Source organism: Chromobacterium sp. CCUG 30098, from assembly GCF_059916605.1.
Window position 1 is genome coordinate 1 of record NZ_JAUCGS010000015.1, and the last position, 18,858, is coordinate 18,858.

The 18,858-nt window shown below is 66.3% G+C and carries 17 protein-coding genes; 1 reads left to right on the forward strand and 16 read right to left on the reverse strand.

Features of this window, described 5'->3' with window-relative positions; translation table 11 throughout:
- The 10 genes from QUG03_RS21745 to QUG03_RS21790 all read right to left on the reverse strand — a co-directional run.
- Positions 1–641: type VI secretion system Vgr family protein (locus QUG03_RS21745; RefSeq protein WP_500820974.1), on the reverse strand; the 641-nt coding region annotated here is incomplete at its 3' end.
- Positions 632–3,262 carry a type VI secretion system ATPase TssH gene (gene tssH / locus QUG03_RS21750; protein ID WP_500820975.1) on the reverse strand — a complete coding sequence of 877 codons (2,631 nt, stop codon included), beginning with the start codon at positions 3,260–3,262 and terminating at the stop codon, positions 632–634. The genes tssH and QUG03_RS21745, both read right to left, overlap by 10 nt.
- Positions 3,259–4,239, reverse strand: coding sequence for a type VI secretion system baseplate subunit TssG (locus QUG03_RS21755; protein ID WP_107799090.1), 981 nt, complete (start codon positions 4,237–4,239; stop codon positions 3,259–3,261). Before QUG03_RS21755 ends, tssH begins: the two co-directional genes overlap by 4 nt.
- The gene (gene tssF, locus QUG03_RS21760) at positions 4,236–6,098 is read right to left on the reverse strand and encodes a type VI secretion system baseplate subunit TssF (protein WP_227108461.1); all 1,863 of its coding nucleotides are present in this window, start codon (positions 6,096–6,098) and stop codon (positions 4,236–4,238) included. Before tssF ends, QUG03_RS21755 begins: the two co-directional genes overlap by 4 nt.
- Entirely contained in the window at positions 6,095–6,541 is a 447-nt protein-coding gene (locus QUG03_RS21765) for a GPW/gp25 family protein (protein ID WP_107799088.1), read from the reverse strand. The genes tssF and QUG03_RS21765 overlap by 4 nt, the downstream gene beginning before the upstream one ends.
- A 75-nt stretch (positions 6,542–6,616) precedes the next feature.
- The gene (locus QUG03_RS21770) at positions 6,617–7,144 is read right to left on the reverse strand and encodes an Hcp family type VI secretion system effector (protein ID WP_039755389.1); all 528 of its coding nucleotides are present in this window, start codon (positions 7,142–7,144) and stop codon (positions 6,617–6,619) included.
- A 166-nt stretch (positions 7,145–7,310) separates the two neighbouring features.
- Entirely contained in the window at positions 7,311–8,822 is a 1,512-nt protein-coding gene (gene tssC / locus QUG03_RS21775) for a type VI secretion system contractile sheath large subunit (protein ID WP_107799087.1), read from the reverse strand.
- Complete coding sequence (gene tssB / locus QUG03_RS21780; protein WP_107799086.1) at positions 8,819–9,343, reverse strand: type VI secretion system contractile sheath small subunit; 525 nt, start codon at positions 9,341–9,343, stop codon at positions 8,819–8,821. Before tssB ends, tssC begins: the two co-directional genes overlap by 4 nt.
- A 30-nt stretch (positions 9,344–9,373) precedes the next feature.
- Positions 9,374–10,309, reverse strand: a complete 936-nt coding sequence (locus QUG03_RS21785) for a type VI secretion system ImpA family N-terminal domain-containing protein (protein ID WP_500820976.1) — start codon at positions 10,307–10,309, stop codon at positions 9,374–9,376.
- A gap of 1,050 nt (positions 10,310–11,359) precedes the next feature.
- A complete protein-coding gene (locus QUG03_RS21790) occupies positions 11,360–12,496 on the reverse strand; it encodes a DUF4158 domain-containing protein (RefSeq protein ID WP_158274267.1) in 1,137 nt (378 codons plus the stop codon).
- Positions 12,497–13,009: 513 nt separating this feature from the next.
- Here QUG03_RS21790 and QUG03_RS21795 point away from each other — a divergent pair.
- On the forward strand, positions 13,010–13,426 hold the full coding sequence (locus QUG03_RS21795) for a hypothetical protein (protein WP_199225851.1): 417 nt from the start codon (positions 13,010–13,012) through the stop codon (positions 13,424–13,426).
- Between the two features lie 73 nt (positions 13,427–13,499).
- Here QUG03_RS21795 and QUG03_RS21800 read toward each other — a convergent pair whose 3' ends face one another.
- The 6 genes from QUG03_RS21800 to QUG03_RS21825 all read right to left on the reverse strand — a co-directional run bounded on the left by QUG03_RS21800 (position 13,500) and on the right by QUG03_RS21825 (position 18,855).
- Positions 13,500–13,898 carry a hypothetical protein gene (locus QUG03_RS21800; protein WP_107799084.1) on the reverse strand — a complete coding sequence of 133 codons (399 nt, stop codon included), beginning with the start codon at positions 13,896–13,898 and terminating at the stop codon, positions 13,500–13,502.
- Positions 13,899–14,169: 271 nt separating this feature from the next.
- Positions 14,170–15,705, reverse strand: coding sequence for an amidophosphoribosyltransferase (gene purF, locus QUG03_RS21805; RefSeq protein WP_235088598.1), 1,536 nt, complete (start codon positions 15,703–15,705; stop codon positions 14,170–14,172).
- A gap of 106 nt (positions 15,706–15,811) precedes the next feature.
- Positions 15,812–16,306, reverse strand: a complete 495-nt coding sequence (locus QUG03_RS21810) for a CvpA family protein (protein WP_048415279.1) — start codon at positions 16,304–16,306, stop codon at positions 15,812–15,814.
- Positions 16,307–16,311: 5 nt separating this feature from the next.
- Positions 16,312–17,139: an SPOR domain-containing protein gene (locus QUG03_RS21815; protein ID WP_107799082.1), complete on the reverse strand. Its 828-nt coding sequence runs from the start codon at positions 17,137–17,139 to the stop codon at positions 16,312–16,314.
- 7 nt (positions 17,140–17,146) lie between these two features.
- Positions 17,147–18,415, reverse strand: a complete 1,269-nt coding sequence (gene folC / locus QUG03_RS21820; protein WP_107799081.1) for a bifunctional tetrahydrofolate synthase/dihydrofolate synthase — start codon at positions 18,413–18,415, stop codon at positions 17,147–17,149.
- Positions 18,412–18,855 carry a protein YgfX gene (locus tag QUG03_RS21825; protein ID WP_500820977.1) on the reverse strand — a complete coding sequence of 148 codons (444 nt, stop codon included), beginning with the start codon at positions 18,853–18,855 and terminating at the stop codon, positions 18,412–18,414. Before QUG03_RS21825 ends, folC begins: the two co-directional genes overlap by 4 nt.
- Positions 18,856–18,858: the final 3 nt, after the last annotated feature.

Here is an 18,858-nt window from a genome sequence, read left to right on the forward strand (position 1 = left end):
TGCAGCCGCTGCACCCCTTCGCGGCCCGGCACCGGACGGAATTCGTCGCCGTCCGGCAGGAAGCGCAGCAGGCCGTAACCGGCGGCCAGATCGTCGAAGCGCTGGGTGTCGGACAGCACCACCACATGACGCTCCGGCTGGTGCTCGATCCAGAAGTAAATGCCCTCGTCCTCCAGCAGCCGCTTGACGAAGTTGAGGTCGGTCTCCAGGAACTGCACGCAGTATTCGCGCGGCTCGTAAGCGTGCTCCAGCTCGAAACGGAAGTCCGGCCGCTGATGTTCGCCGAAGACCTGCTCGACGATCTGCGGCACCGTCAGCTGCTGGAACACGCGGCAGTTCTGGTTCTCCGCCAGGAAGGACAGCCAGCTGCCCAGCTCCAGCGTGTAGGTGTAGCTGTCCTGGGTCTGGCCGCTGTCGTAGCCGCCCAGCACCTGGCAGTGGAAAGGCCGGACGCCCTCGTCGCCCAGGTCGATGTCCACCGTCAGCCGCGAGCCGAGCAGCCCGTCCAGATCCAGCGCCGGGTCGGCGCAGGCGATGTCGAGCTGGTAACTGGGTTCCTGCGACAGGCGTTCGTCCGCCTTGAAGCTCAACGCGACGCTGTCCGCGTCCAGCAAGAGGCTGTGCAATTCGATCAAACGCATGCGGTTTCTCCCGGGGCGGCGGATTCGGCCGGCGCGGCCGGCGGCAGCGGCACGCCCTCCCCGTCGTCGAAAATCAGTTCCAGTTTTTCGGCGGCGCTCAGGCGCACGCTGTGCAGGGCGCGGTCGGCGGCGCGCGCTTCCAGCACGCCGCGGGCGATGGCCGGCATCACCCGCTGGCGCAATAGATCGCCCACCGCGCGGCCGCTGGCCGGGTGCCTGGCCACCGCTCGGGCGATCCAGTCCGCGGCCTCGTCATCGGCGCGCCAGTCCAGGCCGTTGGCGCTCAGGCGCTGGCCGATGTCGTCCAGGGCCTGGCGCGCGATGCCGGCCAGCGCCGGCTCGCCCAGCGGCCGGAAGGCCACCACCCGCATCCGCGCCAGCAAGGCCGGCGCGAAACGGCGCTGCAAGCGTTCGCGCGCCAGCGCGTCCAGCCGGGACTGAGAGACTTCGGGCTCGGCGGCGCAGGCGGCTTCGATCTCGGCGTCGCCCAGATTGCTGGTCAGCAGGATCAGGCAGTTGCGGAAATTGATGTGCCGCCCCTCGCCGTCCTCCATCCAGCCCTGATCGAACACCTGATAGAACATCTCGTGCACGTCCGGATGGGCGCGGTCGAACTCGTCCAGCAAGAGCACGCTGTAGGGTTTTTTACGCACCGCCTCGGTCAGGCGGCCGCCTCGGCCGTAGCCGACATAGCCCGGCGGCGCGCCCTTCAGCGTGGACACGGTGTGGGCTTCCTGGAATTCGTTCATATTGAAGCGCAAGAGATTGCGTTCCCCGCCGAACAGCGCCTGCGCCAGCTCGGCCGCGGTCTGGCTCTTGCCGGTGCCGGTGGGGCCGGCCAGCAGCATCACCGCCATCGGCCGCCGCGGATCGCCCAGGCCGGAGTGCGCCACTTGCAGCGCCTCCACGATGGCGTCCAGCCCGCTTTCCTGGCCCTGGATGCGCTGGTTCAGCCCTTCGCGCAGCGCCATCAGCCGCCGCGCCTCGTCCTGAGCCATCTGGGTGACCGGCACCTGGGTCCATTCCGACAGCACTTCGGCGATGGCCTGCGCGTCCACCCACGGCCGCACCAGCCGTTCAGCCCCGCTCAGGGCCTCGGCCCGCTCCGGATCGGCGCCGCCCGTTTCCAGATCCTCCAGCCAGGCGCCCACCTCGGCGCGCTGCTCGCTCAGGGCCGCGTCCAGCGCGTCGGCGCGCGCGGCGGTTTCCTCGCGCTCCCTTTCCAGTTCCGCGCCGTCCGCCGGCGCGGCGAGGCCCAGCCGCGCGTCGCTGGCGCGCCAGCTCAGCGCCTGCTCCAGCGTCATCGCGCGATGGCGCAGCCGGTCCAGCGCCGCCGGCTGGCAGCTCTGGCTCATCGCCACCCGCGCGCAAGCGGTGTCCAGCAGGCCGATGGCCTTGTCCGGCAGCTGCCGCGACGGCAAATAGCGGCGCGACAACGTCACCGCGGCGCGCAAGGCGGCGTCGACGATGCGCACGCCGTGATGGCCGGCGAAGCGCGGCGCGATCATGCGCAGCATGTCCACCGCGGTGTCGTCGTCGGGCTCGTCCACGGCCACGGTCTGGAAGCGGCGCACCAGCGCGGCGTCCGGCTCGATGAACTGCTTGTATTCCGACCAGGTGGTGGCGGCCACCATGCGCAGCTGGCCGCGCGCCAGCATCGGTTTGATCAGATTGGCGGCGTCGCCGGTGCCGGCGTTGCCGCCGGCGCCGATCAGGGTGTGGGTTTCGTCGCAGAACAGGATGACGGGCGCCGGCGCGGCGATCACCGCGTCTATCACCGAGCGCAGCCGCTGTTCGAACTCGCCGCGCGCGCCGGCGCCGGCCTGCAGCCTGGCCACGTCCAAGGCCCAGATCTGCGCGCCGCGCAGGCCCGGCGGCACTTCGCCGCGATGGATGCGCTGGGCCAGCGCCTCCGCCACCGCGGTTTTGCCGACGCCGGCCTCGCCCACCAGGATGGGATTGTTCTGCCGCCGCCGCGACAACACGTCGATCACCGCGCGCAATTCGGCGTCGCGGCCTATCACCGGGTCCAATTCGCCGGCCGCCGCCTGATCGCTCAGGCTGACCGCCCATTGCCGCAGCACCGCGGCCGGATCGGCGGCTTCGCCTGCGGCCCCCTGGGCGGCGGTTCCGGCGGGCGCGTCGGCCGCTTCCGGCCAAGCGCCGGCCAGCGCCTCGTAACGCGCGACGATATCGTCCAGCGACAGCTTGGCCAGCGCCTGGCCGATGCGATGCTGCAGCCAGCGCCGCGTCGGCTCCTCGTCCAGCCAGGCCAGCAAGAGATGGCCGCTGCGCACCTTGGCGGCCGGCGCGGCCACCTGGCTCCAGCTGATGGCCGGCGCCACGCTGCGCTCCAGCGCCGGCGAGATGTCGCGCAGCGATTCGCCGCCGGCCTCGGCGGCGTCCAGCGCCTTGCCCACGCGTTGCAAAGCGGCGGCCGGCTCGCAGTCCAGCGCCTCCAGCAAGAGCGCGACGTCGCCGCCGCCGCGGCGCAGCAGGCAAAGCAGCCAATGATCTAGGTCCACCAGCGCGTGCCGGCGCGAGCGCCCCAGGGCGGTGGCTTCCACCAAGGTGTCGTATGCGGTTGGGCCTAAGCGGCCGAAAATGCGTTCTCGGTTCACAGCGGATCCTGGAAAGATTCATACACGGTGAGAGTCCGGAGCGAGACGCCGGGGCGGGACCATGCGTCCACCCCCAGGCGCATGCGCCCCACCTTGCCTGCCAGTTCCGGCCGGGTGCGGACCTGGACCTTGATGACCGGGGCGGCCCGGCCATCGGCGAAATCTGCGGCGACGGCGAACATCGCCAGCACCGCGGGCGCGCCGCGCCGCCAGCGGGAAAACTCGGCGGCGTCGATCGGCCCTATGGTGATGTCCAGCGCGTGCTGGGCGTCCCAGATCCGGCTGCCCACGCGCCAGCTCCCCAGCCGGCGCGGCCCGCCTGCGCCTTCCCGCAGCGGAATCCAGCGGCCCTGGCGCGGCGACAAGCGCACCGGCGCGCCGAAATAGCCGGCCAGGATTTTCTGCAAGTCCGCCAGCGAGCGGCGCGGCGCGTGATAAGCGCCGGGATGGCTGCGCCGGCAGGCGGCGGCGTGCGGGTCCAGCAGCGGCTCCGCCTCCGGCGCGGCGCCGGCCAGCGCGGACACGCGCTCGGCGAAGGGATGGCGGCCGCGCTCGTAGCCCAGCGCCGGATGCATCGCCGCGCGGGCGGCGTAGTGCAGCCAGGCCAGATCGCCGCAGGCCAGGTTGACGAAGCGTTCGAAGGCGGCGTTGCGTTCCAGCCGGCGCTCGTGCAGCGCGTGCTCGGTGATGTGCAGCGGCAAGGGCCCGTAGGGCGCGAACAGGCCGAAATGGCGGCAGACCACGCTGACGCGCGGCGCGGCGTCGTCCTCCGCCTCTTCCACCTTCACCCCGCTGATCTCGCTGCTGGCGAAGTGCATGTCGGCGGCCTGTTCCAGGCCCAGCCAGTCCGGCCGGCGCCGCAGCCGGCCCGCCGCGGCGGCGTCCGGCAGCCGCCATTGCCAGGTTTCCACGCGGCGCATCAGTTCGAAGAAGGTGCGCTGCGGCTTAAGCTCCCGGATCATCTGCTGTCGTTTCATTGCAGTTCTCCGTCCGCGCGTTGGGTGTTGCCGTGCCGGCTGACCGGTTCGCCGTCCAGCCTCAGGCTGACTTCGATGCCGTCGTTGAGCGTGACCGCCTGGGCCAGCGCCTGGGCCAGCAGCCGGCCGAACAGCCAGCCGCCGCGGTCCGCGTGCATCACGGCGGCGATGTCGATGTCCACCAGAGAGGCGCGCACCAGGGCCTGCGGCGAACCGCGGCCGGCGGGCAGGAAGCCGGCTTGCAGATGCGCGGCCTTCAGGCTGTCTATGCGCTGGCGGTCCAGCGCCAGTTCCGGCTGCGCGGCCAGCCGCAGCTGCTCCGCCAGCCGCGCGGCGATGTCCTGACGGCCGGCGCCGCGCAGGCTCAACGGGTTCTGGCCGATATGGGCCACCGCCTGCCAGCAGCGCTCCAGGTCCGGAATCGGCCGCGGCGCGCTGGCCGGCCACAGGCACTCCAGCCGCGCCACCGCGCCGCCCTCGGCGCGCAGCTCCGCCGCCGGCAGGTCTTCCGGCCGCCAGCCGCGGTCCGCCACCAGCGCGCGCCCGGTCAGGGTGGCGATGTCGTCCAGGCCCAGATCGCCGGCGCAGGCGGAAATGGTGATCAGATCATGGCTGCCCAGCGCGTCCGGGCGCGCCTGGCGCGGCCCCTCGCTTTGCAGCGCCGGCTCGCGGCGCAGCGAATAGCGCGCCGCCGCCGGGGCGCTCTGGTAGCCGCCGGCGTCCAGCGCCGGCCGCGCTTCCCGCGAGCGGCCGTTGCTGTCGCAGACATTGATTTCCAGCAAGCGCCACAGGTGGTGTTCGGCCGGCCGCATCCGGTCCACCGGAATCCATTGCTCGGTCTGGTTCGGATCGTAGGGCACCGGGTCCAGGCGCTTGGGATAGAGATTGATCGCCGGGGTGGCGAACAGGCGGAACTGGCCGGCGTCCACCTCGCCTATCAGGTCCAGCGGCGCCTGGCGCAAGGCCAGGATCAGTTCGAAGCCGCGCGCCGACGGCGCCCGCGCCGCCAAGGCCGCCAGCGCGTCCAATTCCACGCTGAGCAGCCGCGCCGGCTGGGCGAAGTATTCGCGCAGCAAGCGCAAGCCCGGCAAGCCGCCCGCCTCGGCCGGCAGCAGGGCCTCGCCCTCGTCGGCGGCGGACAGGCGCAGGCCGCCAAGCGGCAACTCCAGCAGGACTTCGCCGCCGCGGCCGTCGTCGGCCGTCGCATACCAGGCGCCGACGTCGGCCAGCATTGCGCGGTGCAGCGCGTAAGCCCGCGGCAGATCGCCGGCCAGGCTCAGGTGCAGCGGCTTGGCGCCGCCCTCCGTCGCGGCCAGATCGCCCAGCGACACCGTGCCCTCCAGTTTGAAGCTCAGGCGCAAGGCGGCCTGGGACGAGGCCAGCCGCCGCGCCAGCTCGGCGGACAGCCGGGTCAGGCCGCGGCCGCACTCCGCCCGCTCCAGCCGCAGCGGCAGCAGGGTCACCTCGCGCCCGGTGGCGAAGGTGATGGGCCGGGTCGAACCCGGCAAGGTCGCCTGGATCAGGGTGCCGCGCGGCAGGCTGCGGCCGCGGAAGGCTTCCGGCGAGGCGAAGTCCGGATGGAAGGCGAAGCTGCTGATCGCCGGCGTGGCGCTCAGATACAGCGGGCAGACCTGGGCCAGCGCCTGGCGCGCGAATTCCGCGCACTCCAGATCCAGCCGGGTCTGCACTCGGGCGGACAGAAAGGCCACGCCCTCCAGCAGGCGCTCGACGAAGGGATCGGCGACCGAGTTCGGCCGCAGGCCGAGCGCCGGGGCGATCTGCGGATGCTCGCGGGCGAAACGCGCGCCGGCCTCGCGCAGATGGCGCAATTCATTATTGTAGTGATCGAGGAAATTCATCCGGCTGCCCCCGCCTCCGCGGCGCGCGGCAGGCCGAAATAACCGTCCAGATAATCCAGCGTCAGGCTGAGCCGCAGCGCTTCGCCGCCGTCGCGGGTCACCGCGGCCACATCGAAATACAGCAGCTGCCGCGCCTGCGGCCCGCTGCCGGCGCGCGCGCTCACTTCCAGCCGTTCCGGGTCCAGCCGCGGCTCGAAGCGGCGGATGGCGTCGCGGATGTGGGCGCTGACGCGCGCCGGGTCGATCCGGCTCGACTTTCTCTCCGCCAGCGGCGGCCGTCCGTAATTCCACACCGAAGTCTCCAGCTGGCTGCCCGCCGCCAGCGGCAGGCGCGCGCCGCGCAGCGCGGCGTTCATCAAATGCGCCAGATCGCGCGCGATGCTGGCGGCGAGCGTCTCGCGCCCTGCGCGGGCGGACAGTTGGTCGAATAATCGTGGCGTCATGGCTGCCCGGCGCCGCCTGGGCGACGCCGTCCCGATAGAGAGGAAAGAAGGCCGGAAAGTCCCGGCTCATAGTGCTTAAACGGCTGCGTTCAACTTCAGGTCGTAACCCGCCTTGATCACCGCGCCCATGGTTCCGTCATTGCGCTGTTCGCGGTATTCGAACTCGATCTTGGCGAAGTTGATCTTGATCTCGTCGGTGGGCAGCACGCTTTCCACATCGCCGCTGCCGTGGCCCATGATGGCGTACGGCATATTGCCCAGCGTGCGGAAGGAGGACACCAGACCGCTGGCGAAGGTGATGATCATGAAGTCCTGCTGGCCGTTGCCGGACTTGCGGCAGATCAGCTTGGCGCGCGGGATGTGTTCGCCGGTGGCGCACATCAGGAACAGCTTGGGCGAGGCCTTGTTCGAGACCATGCGGAACTCGAAGTCCTTCATTTCCACCTTGCCGGCGCCGCCGCCGCTGCCAAAGCCCCATTTGCCCGAGTTCTCCTCGGCCCATTGCCAGCTCTGAATCTGGATCAGGCCCGAGTACTGCTGGTCAGTTGATTCCCCCTCGACTCCTTCAATCTGCAGAAAGTAGTCAACCAATGCATTTGCCATGTTGCGATACTCCGAAAAAAAGTGATGGACAAGCCAGACCTGAAACGGAATGCAAGCGCCGGGGCGACTCAGGTCGTTCCCGCCCCGCGCCAAACCGGCCGCCGTCAGCTCTTGCTTAAGCTAAGCGCGGCGGTGAATGAACGGGCTATCGGAAGCGAGCCGCGCGCTAGCGAGCCCCCTCCTGCTTGGCCGACGGCAGCTTGGAAACCAGCCGCAGCGACACGGTCAAGCCTTCCAGCTGGAAGTGCGGCCGCAGGAAGAACTGGGCGCGGTAGTAGCCGGGGTTGTCCGGCAGCTCGTCCACCAGCACCTCGGCCGCGGACAGCGGGCGCTTGGATTTGGTGACCTCGCTGGAAATGCTGGGATCGCCGTCCACGTAGTTCATCAGCCAATCGTTGAGCCAGCGCTGAGTGTCTTCCCGTGATTTGAAGGAGCCGATCTTGTCGCGCACGATGCACTTCAGGTAATGAGCGAAGCGGCAAGTGGCGAAGATATAAGGCAGGCGCGAGGACAGATTGGCGTTGGCGGTGGCGTCGTCGTCCTCGTACACCGCCGGCCGGTGCACGGTCTTGGCGCCGATGAAGGCCGCCATGTCCGAGTTCTTGCGGTAAACCAGCGGCATCAGGCCGGATTCGGACAGCTCGTGCTCGCGGCGGTCGGAGATGGCGATCTCGGTGGGGCAATGCAGCTCCACTTCCTTGTCCTGCGAGGGCAGCACGAATTTGGGCAGCACCTCCACCGCGCCGCCGGACTCCACGCCGCGGATCTTGGTGCACCAGCCGTAGGTGCTGAAGGCGCGGGTGATGTTGGCGGCCATCGCGTAGGCGGAATTGGCCCAGCAAAAATCGCTGGCGCGGTTGGGGTCCACCTTCTCCTCGAAGCCGAACTCCTCTATCGGCTGGGTCTTGGGCCCGTAAGGCACCCGCGCCAGGAAGCGCGGCAAGGTCAGCGCCAGGTAGCGCGAATCGTTGCTTTCCCGCAGCCGGCGCCAGAACGCGTATTCGGTGGCGGTGAAGATCTTGGACACGTCGCGCGGATTGCCCAGCTCGCTCCAGTCGTCCATCTGCAACAAGCTGGGCGCGGCGGCGGAGATGAAGGGGGTGTGCGCGGCGGCGGCAATCTTGGACATCTCGGTCAGCAAGGCCACGTCCTGCGCGCTGTGGTCGAAGTGATAATCGCCCACCAGGCAGCCGAAGGGCTCGCCGCCGAACTGACCGTACTCCTGCTCGTAAATCATCTTGAAGATGGGGCTCTGGTCCCAGACCACGCCCTTGTAGCGGCGCAGGGTCTTGCCCAGCTCTTTCTTGGAGACGTTCAGGTAGCGGATCTTCAGATTCTCGGTGGTGTCGGTGTTGGACACCAGGTAGTGCAGGCCGCGCCAGGCGCCTTCCAGTTTTTGGAAGTGCTCGTTGTGCAAGACCAGGGTCAGCTGTTCCGAAATCTTGCGGTCCAGCTCGGCCACCAATTGCTCCACCGTCTGCGCCACGTCCTCGCGCACCACCACCCGGCTGCGGCGCGCATAGGCCAGCAAGGTCTGCACCGCGCTTTGCACCGCCTCGGCGGCTTCATTGGTGCGCGGCCGGAACGAGCGGCGCAGGATATCCTTCAGGCCGTCGTCCACCGTGGTTTCGGTCTGGCCGGCCGCGGCCGGCGCCTGCATCTCGGCATGGGTGCTCATCTCGCCTCCCCGTCGGCCTGGGCCGCCTCGCCCGCCGCGGCGTCGTCCGCGGGCAGATGCAGGTCCTTCAGCAGCTGCTCGATCAACTCCTCGGCCGCCACCTTGCCGTCCATATAAGTCAACAATTCCTTCAACTGGCTGCGCGCGTCCAACAGCACCGCCAGCTCGGGGATTTTCTTCACCACCTCGGCCGGCTCGAAGGACTCCATGGAGTCGAAGCTCAAGTCGATCGGGATCAAGGTTCCGTCATCGGTGATCACGTTCTTCACGTGGTAGCTGAGCTCCGGCGCGATCTGCGCCATCCGCAAGTCGAAGTTCTCCACGTCGATCTCGGTGAAACGGCGGTCCTCCACCGCGCCCAGCGCTTCGATGTTGTCGCCGGACAAGTCCGCCAACACCCCGGCTACAAAAGGCAGCTCCACCTTTTTCTGCGAACCGTAGACTTCCACGTCGTATTCGATCTGCACGCGGGGCGCACGGCTTTCCCCGATGAACTTCTGCGCATCCTTCTGTCGCGCCATGGCATATGTCCTTTCCCTGATATTGCTTGACTACCCTTGTAAAGGCCGGGGGCGATCCAATTTCGCCACCAGCGCATCCGATTCGGCGAACAGCTCCGCCATCAACTCCTCAAAGCCCGCGCCCAACATCCGCTTGGCGCGCAGCAGAAAGATGGGCGCCGGGTGCCCGGGCTCGTGCTCGCGGAAATACGCGACGATCAAGTCCAGCGCCGCCGCCACCTCCTCGCGGCTGTTCAAGGCGCCGGCCGGCAACGCGCGCGCCGCCGGGGCGGCCTCGCTCAAGACGGGCGCTTCTGCGGGGACCGCGGCAAGCATCGGCGTCAGCGCCGCTTCCAGCTCATCCAGCAAGGCGTGCAGACCGGCGCAGTCAAACTGCTCGGCAAAGCCTTCGCGCTCGCTCAAGTCCGTCAAACCGGCCAGGCCGGCGCGCAGCCAGGACAGATCCCGCAACGCCCGCTCCCGCTCCGCCGGCGGCACGGCGGCCGGGTCCTTGGCCAATTGGCCGACGCGCAGCTCGCTGTCCGCGCTCAGCCGGCTGTGCGCCAGCTGATGCAGAAAGGCCGGCCCGCACAGCCAGGCCAGATGCAGCGCGTGGGTTTCACCCGCCGGCGCGTCCGGCTGCCCGGCCGGCCGGATGTTTTCCAGCGGCTGCGCCGCGATCGCGGCCAGCGCCGCCAGTCCTTCCGCCGCCCCTGCCAGACCGCGCTGGGCCAGCGCCGCGCGCAGCAGCCAAACACCGACCCGCACATCCGCGGCCTTGCCAAGCAGGCCGCGGCAGGCGCTTTCCACGCTGGTCCAGTGGAAGGGCTCCGCGCCCTTGCGCAAAGGCACCTGGCCCACCGCGTCGTATTCGCAGATCGCGGCGTCGACGCGGGCGAAGTCCGCGTCGAAATCCAGCTCTTCCGCGGCCGGGGTGTCCGGCAAGGCGATATCGGCGATGGCGTGGTTCATGGTTTCAGCGTTCATGGCGAAAGTTTGCTTCCAACGGCGGCCCTGCCCGGCCCGCCTCAATGTTTTGAATAAGGCGCCGATAAACGGCTGGCGCGCTTTCACAAAAACTCGAGAACAAAGTTATAAGCAAACGCTTGAGTCTGTCCAAATAAACGCCCGGCGGCGGGTTTACCGGTAAACACCGGGGAAACGGGGCGAAACCGCACGACAATACAAATGCATAAACCGTTTTTCATGACGGCCGCGCATGCAAGGACTTGGGGAAATAGTTAAGCGCGCAGCCGGCAGAATGGCTTGCGGCAGAGCAGAATACGGAAGGAAGACGCTGAGTTTGACGCGGCCGCCGGCTTAATCGGCGTCGATTTTCAAGGCCGGCCGATAAAATAAGCTCGGCAATCGCAAGCGCAAGATTTTATTTGCATTTTTAGCGAATATCGGCCGCGCCCGATCCATGCTCGGTGAGTGCGCAAGCACGGCGGCGCCAGTCGCGGCGCGCCGCGCGCTCGTCGGCGCGGCCTGCCGGATCAAAGAAGCGATCCAGGCGGCGGACAATGTGCAAAACACATACTTATTAGGATAATTCGGAGAAAAGTTTTTAATGCCGAGACTTGTTTGGTGTAAATTGGCATAAGCCGTCTATTTTCTAAAACGCTTATGCGCAAATGGCGATTTTATTAAGCCAAGACTTAATAAATCATGGAAAGACGGATCTTAAGCGGCTAAAACGTGGAAAGTGCAAATTCACATTTTGCTCAAACTTTGTTGCATTTGATACACAAAACCCAGGCATTGGGAATAACGCTTTTTCCGCACGTTAGCATATTTAGATAGTCCCGCATGTCCGCGCGCCTTATTTGCATAAATCAAAAACAAGATCAGGGTTTTCCCTAATGATCGGCAATAAAATAAACGATTGTTTAATTTTGTAACCGTTTAGTAATTTTTATTAAATATCCTGGACGCGCTAAAAAAAATAAACCCCGTCAATGACGGGGTTTAGGATTCAGCGATTTTCATTCATTTCGCTTGCGCCGCGGCACATCGCCGCCGCGCGTTCAAGCCGGTTCACATCAGTTCGCCGGCCTCCAGCGTTTTGCCCACCAGGCGTTCGCGCAGATCGAGGATTTCCTTGACCAGGGCGGCGCGCAGCTCCAGCACCAGGGCCAACAAGGTGGCCATGCGCCGGCGCGGCTCCAGCTTGGCCAGATCCTTGGGCTTCATCTGCCGGCCCTCGGCCGCCAGCCTGCCCATCCTCTGTTGCGACACCAGATTCTGCAAACCGGCGGGCAGGGACAAAGCGTCAATCGCCTTCAGTTTTTCCAGGTTCTGCAACATGCGCAGCAGGGCCGCGCGCGCCTGCAACACGATGGCCACCAGGGTGGCCATGCGCCGCGGCGGCTCCAGTTCGGCCAGATCATGGCAGCTCATGCCGTCGCCGGCGCGGGCCAATTCCTGCATCCGCCCCGGCCCCACCAACTGAGTCAGGTGGGCCGGCAAGGCCAGCGCTTCCACCACCTGCAAGCGCTCCAGCTGCGGCGCCGCGCCGCGCGCGCGGTCCGCGTTCAGCCGCAGCCAGGCCAGCGTCGTCAGCTTGCCGCCCTCCCGCAGTTCCAGCAGGGCGTCCAGCCGTTGGCGCTGGCAGGCGCTCAAGGCCTCGTTGAGCCGGGAGTAGACTTGACGCGATCCCAGGGTCAGCGCCGCCGCGCAACTGCGGTCAATCACGCCTATGGCCGGCAGCACGATGCGCCTCTGGCGCAGCCAGGACACCATGGCCTGCGCCAGGCACAGCGGCTGATCGGTTTGAGTGGCCAGCCGGGCCAGGTGGCGCAAGACCGCCTGGCCGTCCTCGGCCCGGTACGGCCTCAATCCCAGATAGGCGTAGAGTTTGACCAGATGCTCGCGCCGGGTCTGATCGCGGGTGGCGTAGCGTTCCCAGTCCTCCTCGCGCGCGCCCAGCGCGGCCGCCACCCGCCGCAACAAACGTGGTGCGGGCTGGCAGCCCTCGTCCAGCGCGATGCCGGGATGGCGCAGATAGCACAGCAGCACGGCCACGCCCAAGCGGTTGGCGCTGCCGCGGTGCTGCTGGATCAAGGCGAAATCCTGTTCGCTGAAGGCGGTTAACTGATCTAACTCGTATTCGTCGTCTGGAGGCTCCAGCAAGCTGGCGCGCTCTGGCGGCGAGAGCAACGGACGTCTCGGCATAGTTCTCTTCCCCTGGCCTTGGCCAATGCGCGAAGCGCCGGCGTTTCTGCGGGCCGGCTGCCTCGCTTGGGCTCCACCGCTCTGACGGCGGCACTGGAGCCGGTGACGCCCTTTGCCGGCCATGTCCGCCGACGAAAGGGCTAACTAAAACATTATGAAGTTCAAGTTGCTTCACTGGTAAGCATTACTTTGTGATGGACCGCATTTGCGGTAGTTCCCGGAAATATGCCGATTTCTTAATTTGAATAGTGAATTAGTCACACGACAAAGGTTTCCACCCCCATAAAATGCCAATGTATTTATTTTTGCCATGATAAGTCCGGGTAAAAATAGCCGATGGGCGATTAGAATCACCGCATAAGGGCGCGCGCTGCGCGCTCGCCGCGGGAAAGACGGGAACTTCTGTCATTCCAAACGAATCCCATGCTTCCAGAAAGTGCTTAATATTGTCAGTTTCGCGCGCGAAGCGGGCCGCCGGTCCGACGCCGCCCACGCCTTGCAAGGAAGACGCCGATGTTCGAGTCCTGGATCCGTTTTTCCGTGCTCCTGTCGATAGGAGTCACCGTGTTGTCGCTGGCCATTACCGGCTTTCTGCTGTTTCGCTCTTTCGACTGGACCTCGCAATTGCGCGGACTGTCCGGTCCCTGGCAGCGAGAAAGCGTGAAAGACGGCGTCCGTCTCAACGCCGACGTCTTGTCGATCCGGCAAACCGGCCTGCTGGTGAACCAGGTGCCGATGATGCGATTGGAGTTGAGGGTGTGGCAGGACGGCTTCAGCCGGGAACTGACGATTGAACAACTGATAGATCTGGGCAATATGCCGCGCGCCGGCGAACGGGTGGAAGTCATGGTGGACCGCCAGGACCCGTCCCGCGCGTCCTATCTGCGGCTGGCGCCGGCGGGCGACGCGCCGCCCGCTCGCCTGCCTTGAAAACCGCCAAAGTCCGCCTCGCGCGGCGGACGAGCGCTCGCAAGGCGGGGGCGCTCCTTCCGCTCGCGCGGCGCTAGGCCCGGGTGGGTTTGCGCGGCCGCCGCGCGCGCCGCTGCAACAATTCCTCCAGTTGCGCGCTGATTTCCAGCGAGGCCTTCGCGCCCAGACCCTGCTGCAGCGCGTCGCGCTGCGGCGGCGCCGCCTGGGCGAACAGCATGGTTTCCCGCAACAGGGCGTTCATCGAATCCAGCCCGCCCTGCGCATGCGTCTGCAAGCGCGCGTTGATGCGGCGCAGGCTGTCGGACACGTCGATGGAATCCGTGACCGCGCTGTTCAAACGCATCAGCTGCCCTATCTTCAGATAGTCCTGCAGCTTGATGGTGCCGCTTTGGTTCATGGTCAGCACCAGGCCTTCGATAATCCTCTCCAGCGCGGCTTGCCGCGCAACCAGCATCTCCAGAATGTCATCCATATCCACTCCTCAATATCAGGCGCGTCAAAGGCAGGCTAACAAGTAAACAGTTTTAAATACATATTAATTTAGACCAGTTTACGCGGCTGCCTTATCACGCCGGGTTTTTATCGGCTTATGGCATTAAATATTCAATATGGGAAATGGGTTTGGCAAGCGAAATACCGCAGGATCCGGCTATCGCCGGCACGGTTGTCGCCAAATTGCGTCGGGAGACGGATAAAAAAAGACGGCGGGCATTGCCCGCCGCCGTTTGGAAGCTAAATCACTATTACATTAGATTCTGTTCCGCCACGTTCAGGTTCAGATCGATCATATGTTCGCTGCCGCCCTGCTCCGCTCCGGTCTTGCCGTCCAGACGCTCGGCCTCGATCGCGTCCAGATAGGCCGGCGTGATGTCGCCGGTGATGTATTCGCCGTTGAAGCATGAGGTTTCGTAGCAGCTCAGCTTGGGGTTGACGCTGCTGACCGCCTCTTCCAGCGCGGACAGGTCCTGATAGATCACCGCGTCGGCGCCGATCTCACGCGCGATCTCGGCCTCGTCGCGGCCGGTGGCCAGCAGTTCCGCCCGCGTCGGCATGTCGATGCCGTAGACGTTGGGGAAGCGCACCGCCGGAGCGGCCGAGGCGAAATACACTTTCTTGGCGCCGGCGTCGCGCGCCATCTGCACGATTTCCTTGGACGTGGTGCCGCGCACGATGGAATCGTCCACCAGCAGCACATTGCGGCCCTTGAATTCGCAGGCCACCGGGTTGAGCTTCTGGCGCACCGATTTCTTGCGCACCGCCTGGCCCGGCATGATGAAGGTGCGGCCGATGTAGCGGTTCTTGATGAAGCCCTCGCGGTACGGCAGGCCCAGGTGGTTGGCCAGTTGCAGCGCGCTGGGGCGACTGGTGTCCGGGATGGGCATCACCACGTCGATGTCCAGCTCCGGCAAGGCGCGGCGGATTTTCTCGGCCAGCTTTTCGCCCATCACGATGCGCGCCTGGTAGACCGAAGCGCCGTCTATCACCGAATCCGGGCGCGCGAAGTACACGTATTCGAACAGGCAAGGCGCGTGGCGGGTGTCGCTGGCGCAGCTGCGGGCGTGGAATTCGCCGTCGAAGCTGACGAAGACGCCTTCGCCCGGCTGCACGTCGCGCAGCAGGCTGAAACCGGAACAGTCCAGCGCCACGGATTCCGACGCGAACATGTATTCGGTCTTGCCGCTGTTGACGCAAGTGCCTATCACCAGCGGGCGGATGCCGTTGGGGTCGCGGAAGGCCACCAGGCCGTAGCCGGCGATCATCGCCACCACCGCGTAAGCGCCGCGCACGCGGCGGTGCACCGCCTCGATGGCGCCGAACACCGCGTCCACGCTCAATTCGTTGGCGCTGAGGCGCTGGGTCAGCTCATGGGCGAACACGTTCAACAACACCTCGGAATCGGAATTGGTGTTGATGTGGCGCAGATCGTGGCGGAACATGTCCGCCTTGAGCTCTTCGGTATTGGTCAGGTTGCCGTTGTGCGCCAGCACGATGCCGAACGGCGAGTTGACGTAGAACGGCTGCGCCTCGGCCAGGCAGGAGGCGGAGCCGGCGGTGGGATAGCGCACATGGGCGATGCCGGCCGCGCCCAATAGGGAACGCATATTGCGCGTGCGGAACACGTCGCGCACCATGCCGCTGCCCTTGTGCATGTGAAAGGTCTTGCCATTGGCGGTCACGATGCCGGCGGCGTCCTGACCTCGATGTTGCAGCACCTGCAAACCGTCATACAGCAACTGGTTGACCGGAGCCTGACCGACCACGCCTAGAATTCCACACATCTTTTGCTCTCTTCCCTACTACTAAAGAAACGGACAAAAAAACAAGACAAAGAAAAAGGCGGAATCTTGAAGTGAAGATATCAAGATATTCCGCCTTGTTCACCAGCTACCCGGTGTAGTGGAGGTTATCGGCCAGCATCGCCGGTAACCAGGGCCTTAATGATAAGGCCACCGATTCAAATGGCGCCGAGAGCACGGCATTCCTCCACATGGGTTGTCGCGGCAGATCGCTCAAGCCGCCCACCAAAACCAGGGCCGTCACCAGCACCAGCCCGCGAGCCAGGCCGAACACCGCCCCGAACAATCGATTGACCCCGCCCAGCCCCACGCTGTCCAGCATGCCGGTCAGCGTGACCCGCAGCAAGGCCGTGGCCAGCCAGGCCAGGAAAAACACCGCCACGAAACCGGCCACCAGCCGCAAGCCTTCCGAACTCAATTCACCGGGCAGGAACGCCGACACCACCGGCGAAAACTGCTTGGCGCACCAGAAGGCGATCAGCCAGGAGCCCAGCGACAGCACTTCGGCCACCAGGCCGCGCATCATCGCCACCAGGATGGAACCGGCGATGATGGCGATGGCAATATAGTCGAAGATGGTCATGACGGCTACTTGGTCACGATAATGCCGTTAACGCCGGCCTTGGCCAGCTTCTGCAAGGTGGCTTGCGCCTCGGCGCGGCTGTTGAACGGGCCCACCCGCACCCGGGTCACTTCGCCCTTGCTGGTCTGCACCTTGCTGAAATGAGCGGACACGCCTATCGACGACAGCTTGGACTTCAAGGCGTCGGCCTTGTCCGGGTCCGACAGCGCCGCCAGCTGGATCACCGATTTGCTCTCGCCCTTGGCCGCCGGCTCCTCTTTCTTCGCCGCCGGCTTGTCCAGCGAATCAAAGCGTCCTTCCAGGATAGCCGCCGGGTCCGGCTTGCGGGCCGGCTTTTCGTCCAGCTTGATTTCGGGCTTTTTATGCTCGGGCTTGGCCGGTTTCGGCTCCGGCTTGTGTTCGGGTTTGGGCTTGGCCTCCGGCTTGGGCTCCGGTTTGACTTCCGGCTTGGGCTCGGGTTTCGCCGCGGGGGCCGGCTGCGCGGCCGGCATCGCCGGCGTCATCGTGGACAGATTGGCCGCCAGTTCGGTGGCGCCGGGCTTGGCCGCGGGCGAGACTTCGGCCAGCGCGGCGGAAGCCGCGGACGGCGCCGAAGCCGGCTGGGCCGGCGGCGGCAAGGCGCCCGCCGGCGCTTCGGCGTGATTGGCGGCCGGCGCGGAAGCGCCCGCGCCCAGCACTTCTATGGACTCCGGCTTCATCTGCTGCTCGGGCAGGCGTCCCACCACGTTCCACAAAACGACGGTGGCGACGGTAACCAAGACGACAGCGCCCACCAGACGGCGTCTGGCGCGCTTGCGCAACAGGATCAACTCCTCGTGGGTGGATAAAGCCATGCTTTCCTCAAGCCGGGTGTTGCCGGGCTTCCATCACCTCGGCAACGGTGTGGAAGGAACCAAAAACGACAATTCTATCACTCTCCTCCGCCTGCGATAAGGCCGCCGACCAGGCTTGCGCCACGGTGGCGAAGGATTGCACCCTCTCAACGCCCATTTCCGCCAGCCTGGCGGCGATGCGTTCGCCGCTCTGGCCGCGGGGCATGTCGAGGCCGCCGACGAACCAGGCGTCGAACTCCTCGCGCGCCAAGGCCGCCACCTGTTCCAGGTCCTTGTCTTCCAGCATGGAGAACACCGCCAGCCGGTTGCGGGCGAACGGCAGCTGTTTCAGGCTGGCCGTCATCGCCTTGACCGCGTGCGGATTGTGGCCCACGTCCAGCACCACCGCCGGACGGCCCGGCAGCACCTGGAAACGGCCCGGCCACTCCACTTCCAGCAGGCCGCGCTTGACCGCGCCCAGGTTCACCGGCAGCCGCGGCTTCAAACACTCCAGCACGGCCAGCGCCGCCGAGGCGTTGACCATCTGATAGCCGCCGCGCAGCGCCGGCAAGGGCAAGGCGTGGCGATGGGCGTCGCCCATGTGGAAGGACCATTGATTGTCCATGCGCTGATAGCCGAAGTCCGGCCCGTACAGCTTCAGGTCCGCGCCGATGGCGCGCGCGTGCTCGATCAGCCTGGCCGGCGGATTCGGGTCCGCGCACAAGGCCGGCTTGCCGGCGCGGTAGACGCCGGCTTTCTCGAAGCCGATGTCCTCGCGGTTGTCGCCCAGGATGGCCTGGTGGTCTATGTCCACGCTGACCACCACCGACACGTCCGGCTCGAAGATGTTGACCGCGTCCAGGCGTCCGCCCAGGCCCACCTCCAGCACGATCACGTCCACTTTTTCGGCGACAAAGCTGTGCACCGCCGCCAGGGTGCCGAATTCGAAATACGTCAGCGAGGTGTCGCCGCGCGCGGCGTCTATCGCCTCGAAGCTGGCGACGATGCGCTCATCGCTGGCGGGCGCCAGATCGATGGCGATGCGCTCGTTGTAACGCAGGATGTGGGGAGAGGTGTAAGTGCCCACCTTGAAGCCGGCGCAATGCAGCATGGCGGACAGCATCGCGCAGACCGAGCCCTTGCCGTTGGTGCCGGCCACCATCACCACCGGGCAGGACGGTTGCAGTTTCATCGCGGCGCGCACCCGCTCCACGCGGGCCAGGCCCATATCGATGGCGGTGGCGTGCAGGCTTTCCTGCCAGCTCAGCCACTCGGCCAGAGTCTTGTGTCCAGTCATTTCGTCTCAGTGTCGTCCGCGGCTTGAAACCACAGCAAATAAGTCCGCAAGCGGCGGCGGCCGTCCGCCGGCGCCGAATCCGGCCACACCATCAAAGCGCGCCGGCGGCCGCCGATGCGCACATTCAATACCGTCAGCCAAGGGGTGATGAAGCAATCGTCCAAGGCCTGCGCCGGCAGCGCGGCTTCGCGCCACACGCTCAGCCGCCCCAGGCCGTCCACTTCCAGCCGCCGGAAACGGCCGGCGTCGCCCCAGCCGTCGGCGCGCAGCGCCCGCATAAGCAAGAAGGCCTCGGCCGGCAACAAGGCCAGCCAGATGGGCGGCAGATGGCGGATCACCGCCCAGGCCAGCAGCGCGGCGGCGGAAACCGTCAGCGCCAGCCAAAGGCGCGAAGGCCTCAGCTCGAAGCCGAAAGGCTCCAGCCGGGGCCGCCGGTTCATGGT

Excerpts from the sequence above, each read along its gene's own strand:
- QUG03_RS21770 (WP_039755389.1), bottom strand. The coding sequence starts at position 7,144 with ATGGCAAATGCATTGGTTGACTACTTTCTGCAGATTGAAGGAGTCGAG.
- tssB (WP_107799086.1), bottom strand. The coding sequence starts at position 9,343 with ATGGCGCGACAGAAGGATGCGCAGAAGTTCATCGGGGAAAGCCGTGCG.
- QUG03_RS21765 (WP_107799088.1), bottom strand. The coding sequence starts at position 6,541 with ATGACGCCACGATTATTCGACCAACTGTCCGCCCGCGCAGGGCGCGAG.
- QUG03_RS21800 (WP_107799084.1), bottom strand. The coding sequence starts at position 13,898 with ATGGATGACATTCTGGAGATGCTGGTTGCGCGGCAAGCCGCGCTGGAG.
- tssF (WP_227108461.1), bottom strand. The coding sequence starts at position 6,098 with ATGAATTTCCTCGATCACTACAATAATGAATTGCGCCATCTGCGCGAG.
- QUG03_RS21755 (WP_107799090.1), bottom strand. The coding sequence starts at position 4,239 with ATGAAACGACAGCAGATGATCCGGGAGCTTAAGCCGCAGCGCACCTTC.
- QUG03_RS21825 (WP_500820977.1), bottom strand. The coding sequence starts at position 18,855 with ATGAACCGGCGGCCCCGGCTGGAGCCTTTCGGCTTCGAGCTGAGGCCT.
- QUG03_RS21815 (WP_107799082.1), bottom strand. The coding sequence starts at position 17,139 with ATGGCTTTATCCACCCACGAGGAGTTGATCCTGTTGCGCAAGCGCGCC.
- QUG03_RS21790 (WP_158274267.1), bottom strand. The coding sequence starts at position 12,496 with ATGCCGAGACGTCCGTTGCTCTCGCCGCCAGAGCGCGCCAGCTTGCTG.
- purF (WP_235088598.1), bottom strand. The coding sequence starts at position 15,705 with ATGTGTGGAATTCTAGGCGTGGTCGGTCAGGCTCCGGTCAACCAGTTG.
- QUG03_RS21785 (WP_500820976.1), bottom strand. The coding sequence starts at position 10,309 with ATGAACGCTGAAACCATGAACCACGCCATCGCCGATATCGCCTTGCCG.
- QUG03_RS21810 (WP_048415279.1), bottom strand. The coding sequence starts at position 16,306 with ATGACCATCTTCGACTATATTGCCATCGCCATCATCGCCGGTTCCATC.
- tssC (WP_107799087.1), bottom strand. The coding sequence starts at position 8,822 with ATGAGCACCCATGCCGAGATGCAGGCGCCGGCCGCGGCCGGCCAGACC.
- QUG03_RS21795 (WP_199225851.1), top strand. The coding sequence starts at position 13,010 with ATGTTCGAGTCCTGGATCCGTTTTTCCGTGCTCCTGTCGATAGGAGTC.
- folC (WP_107799081.1), bottom strand. The coding sequence starts at position 18,415 with ATGACTGGACACAAGACTCTGGCCGAGTGGCTGAGCTGGCAGGAAAGC.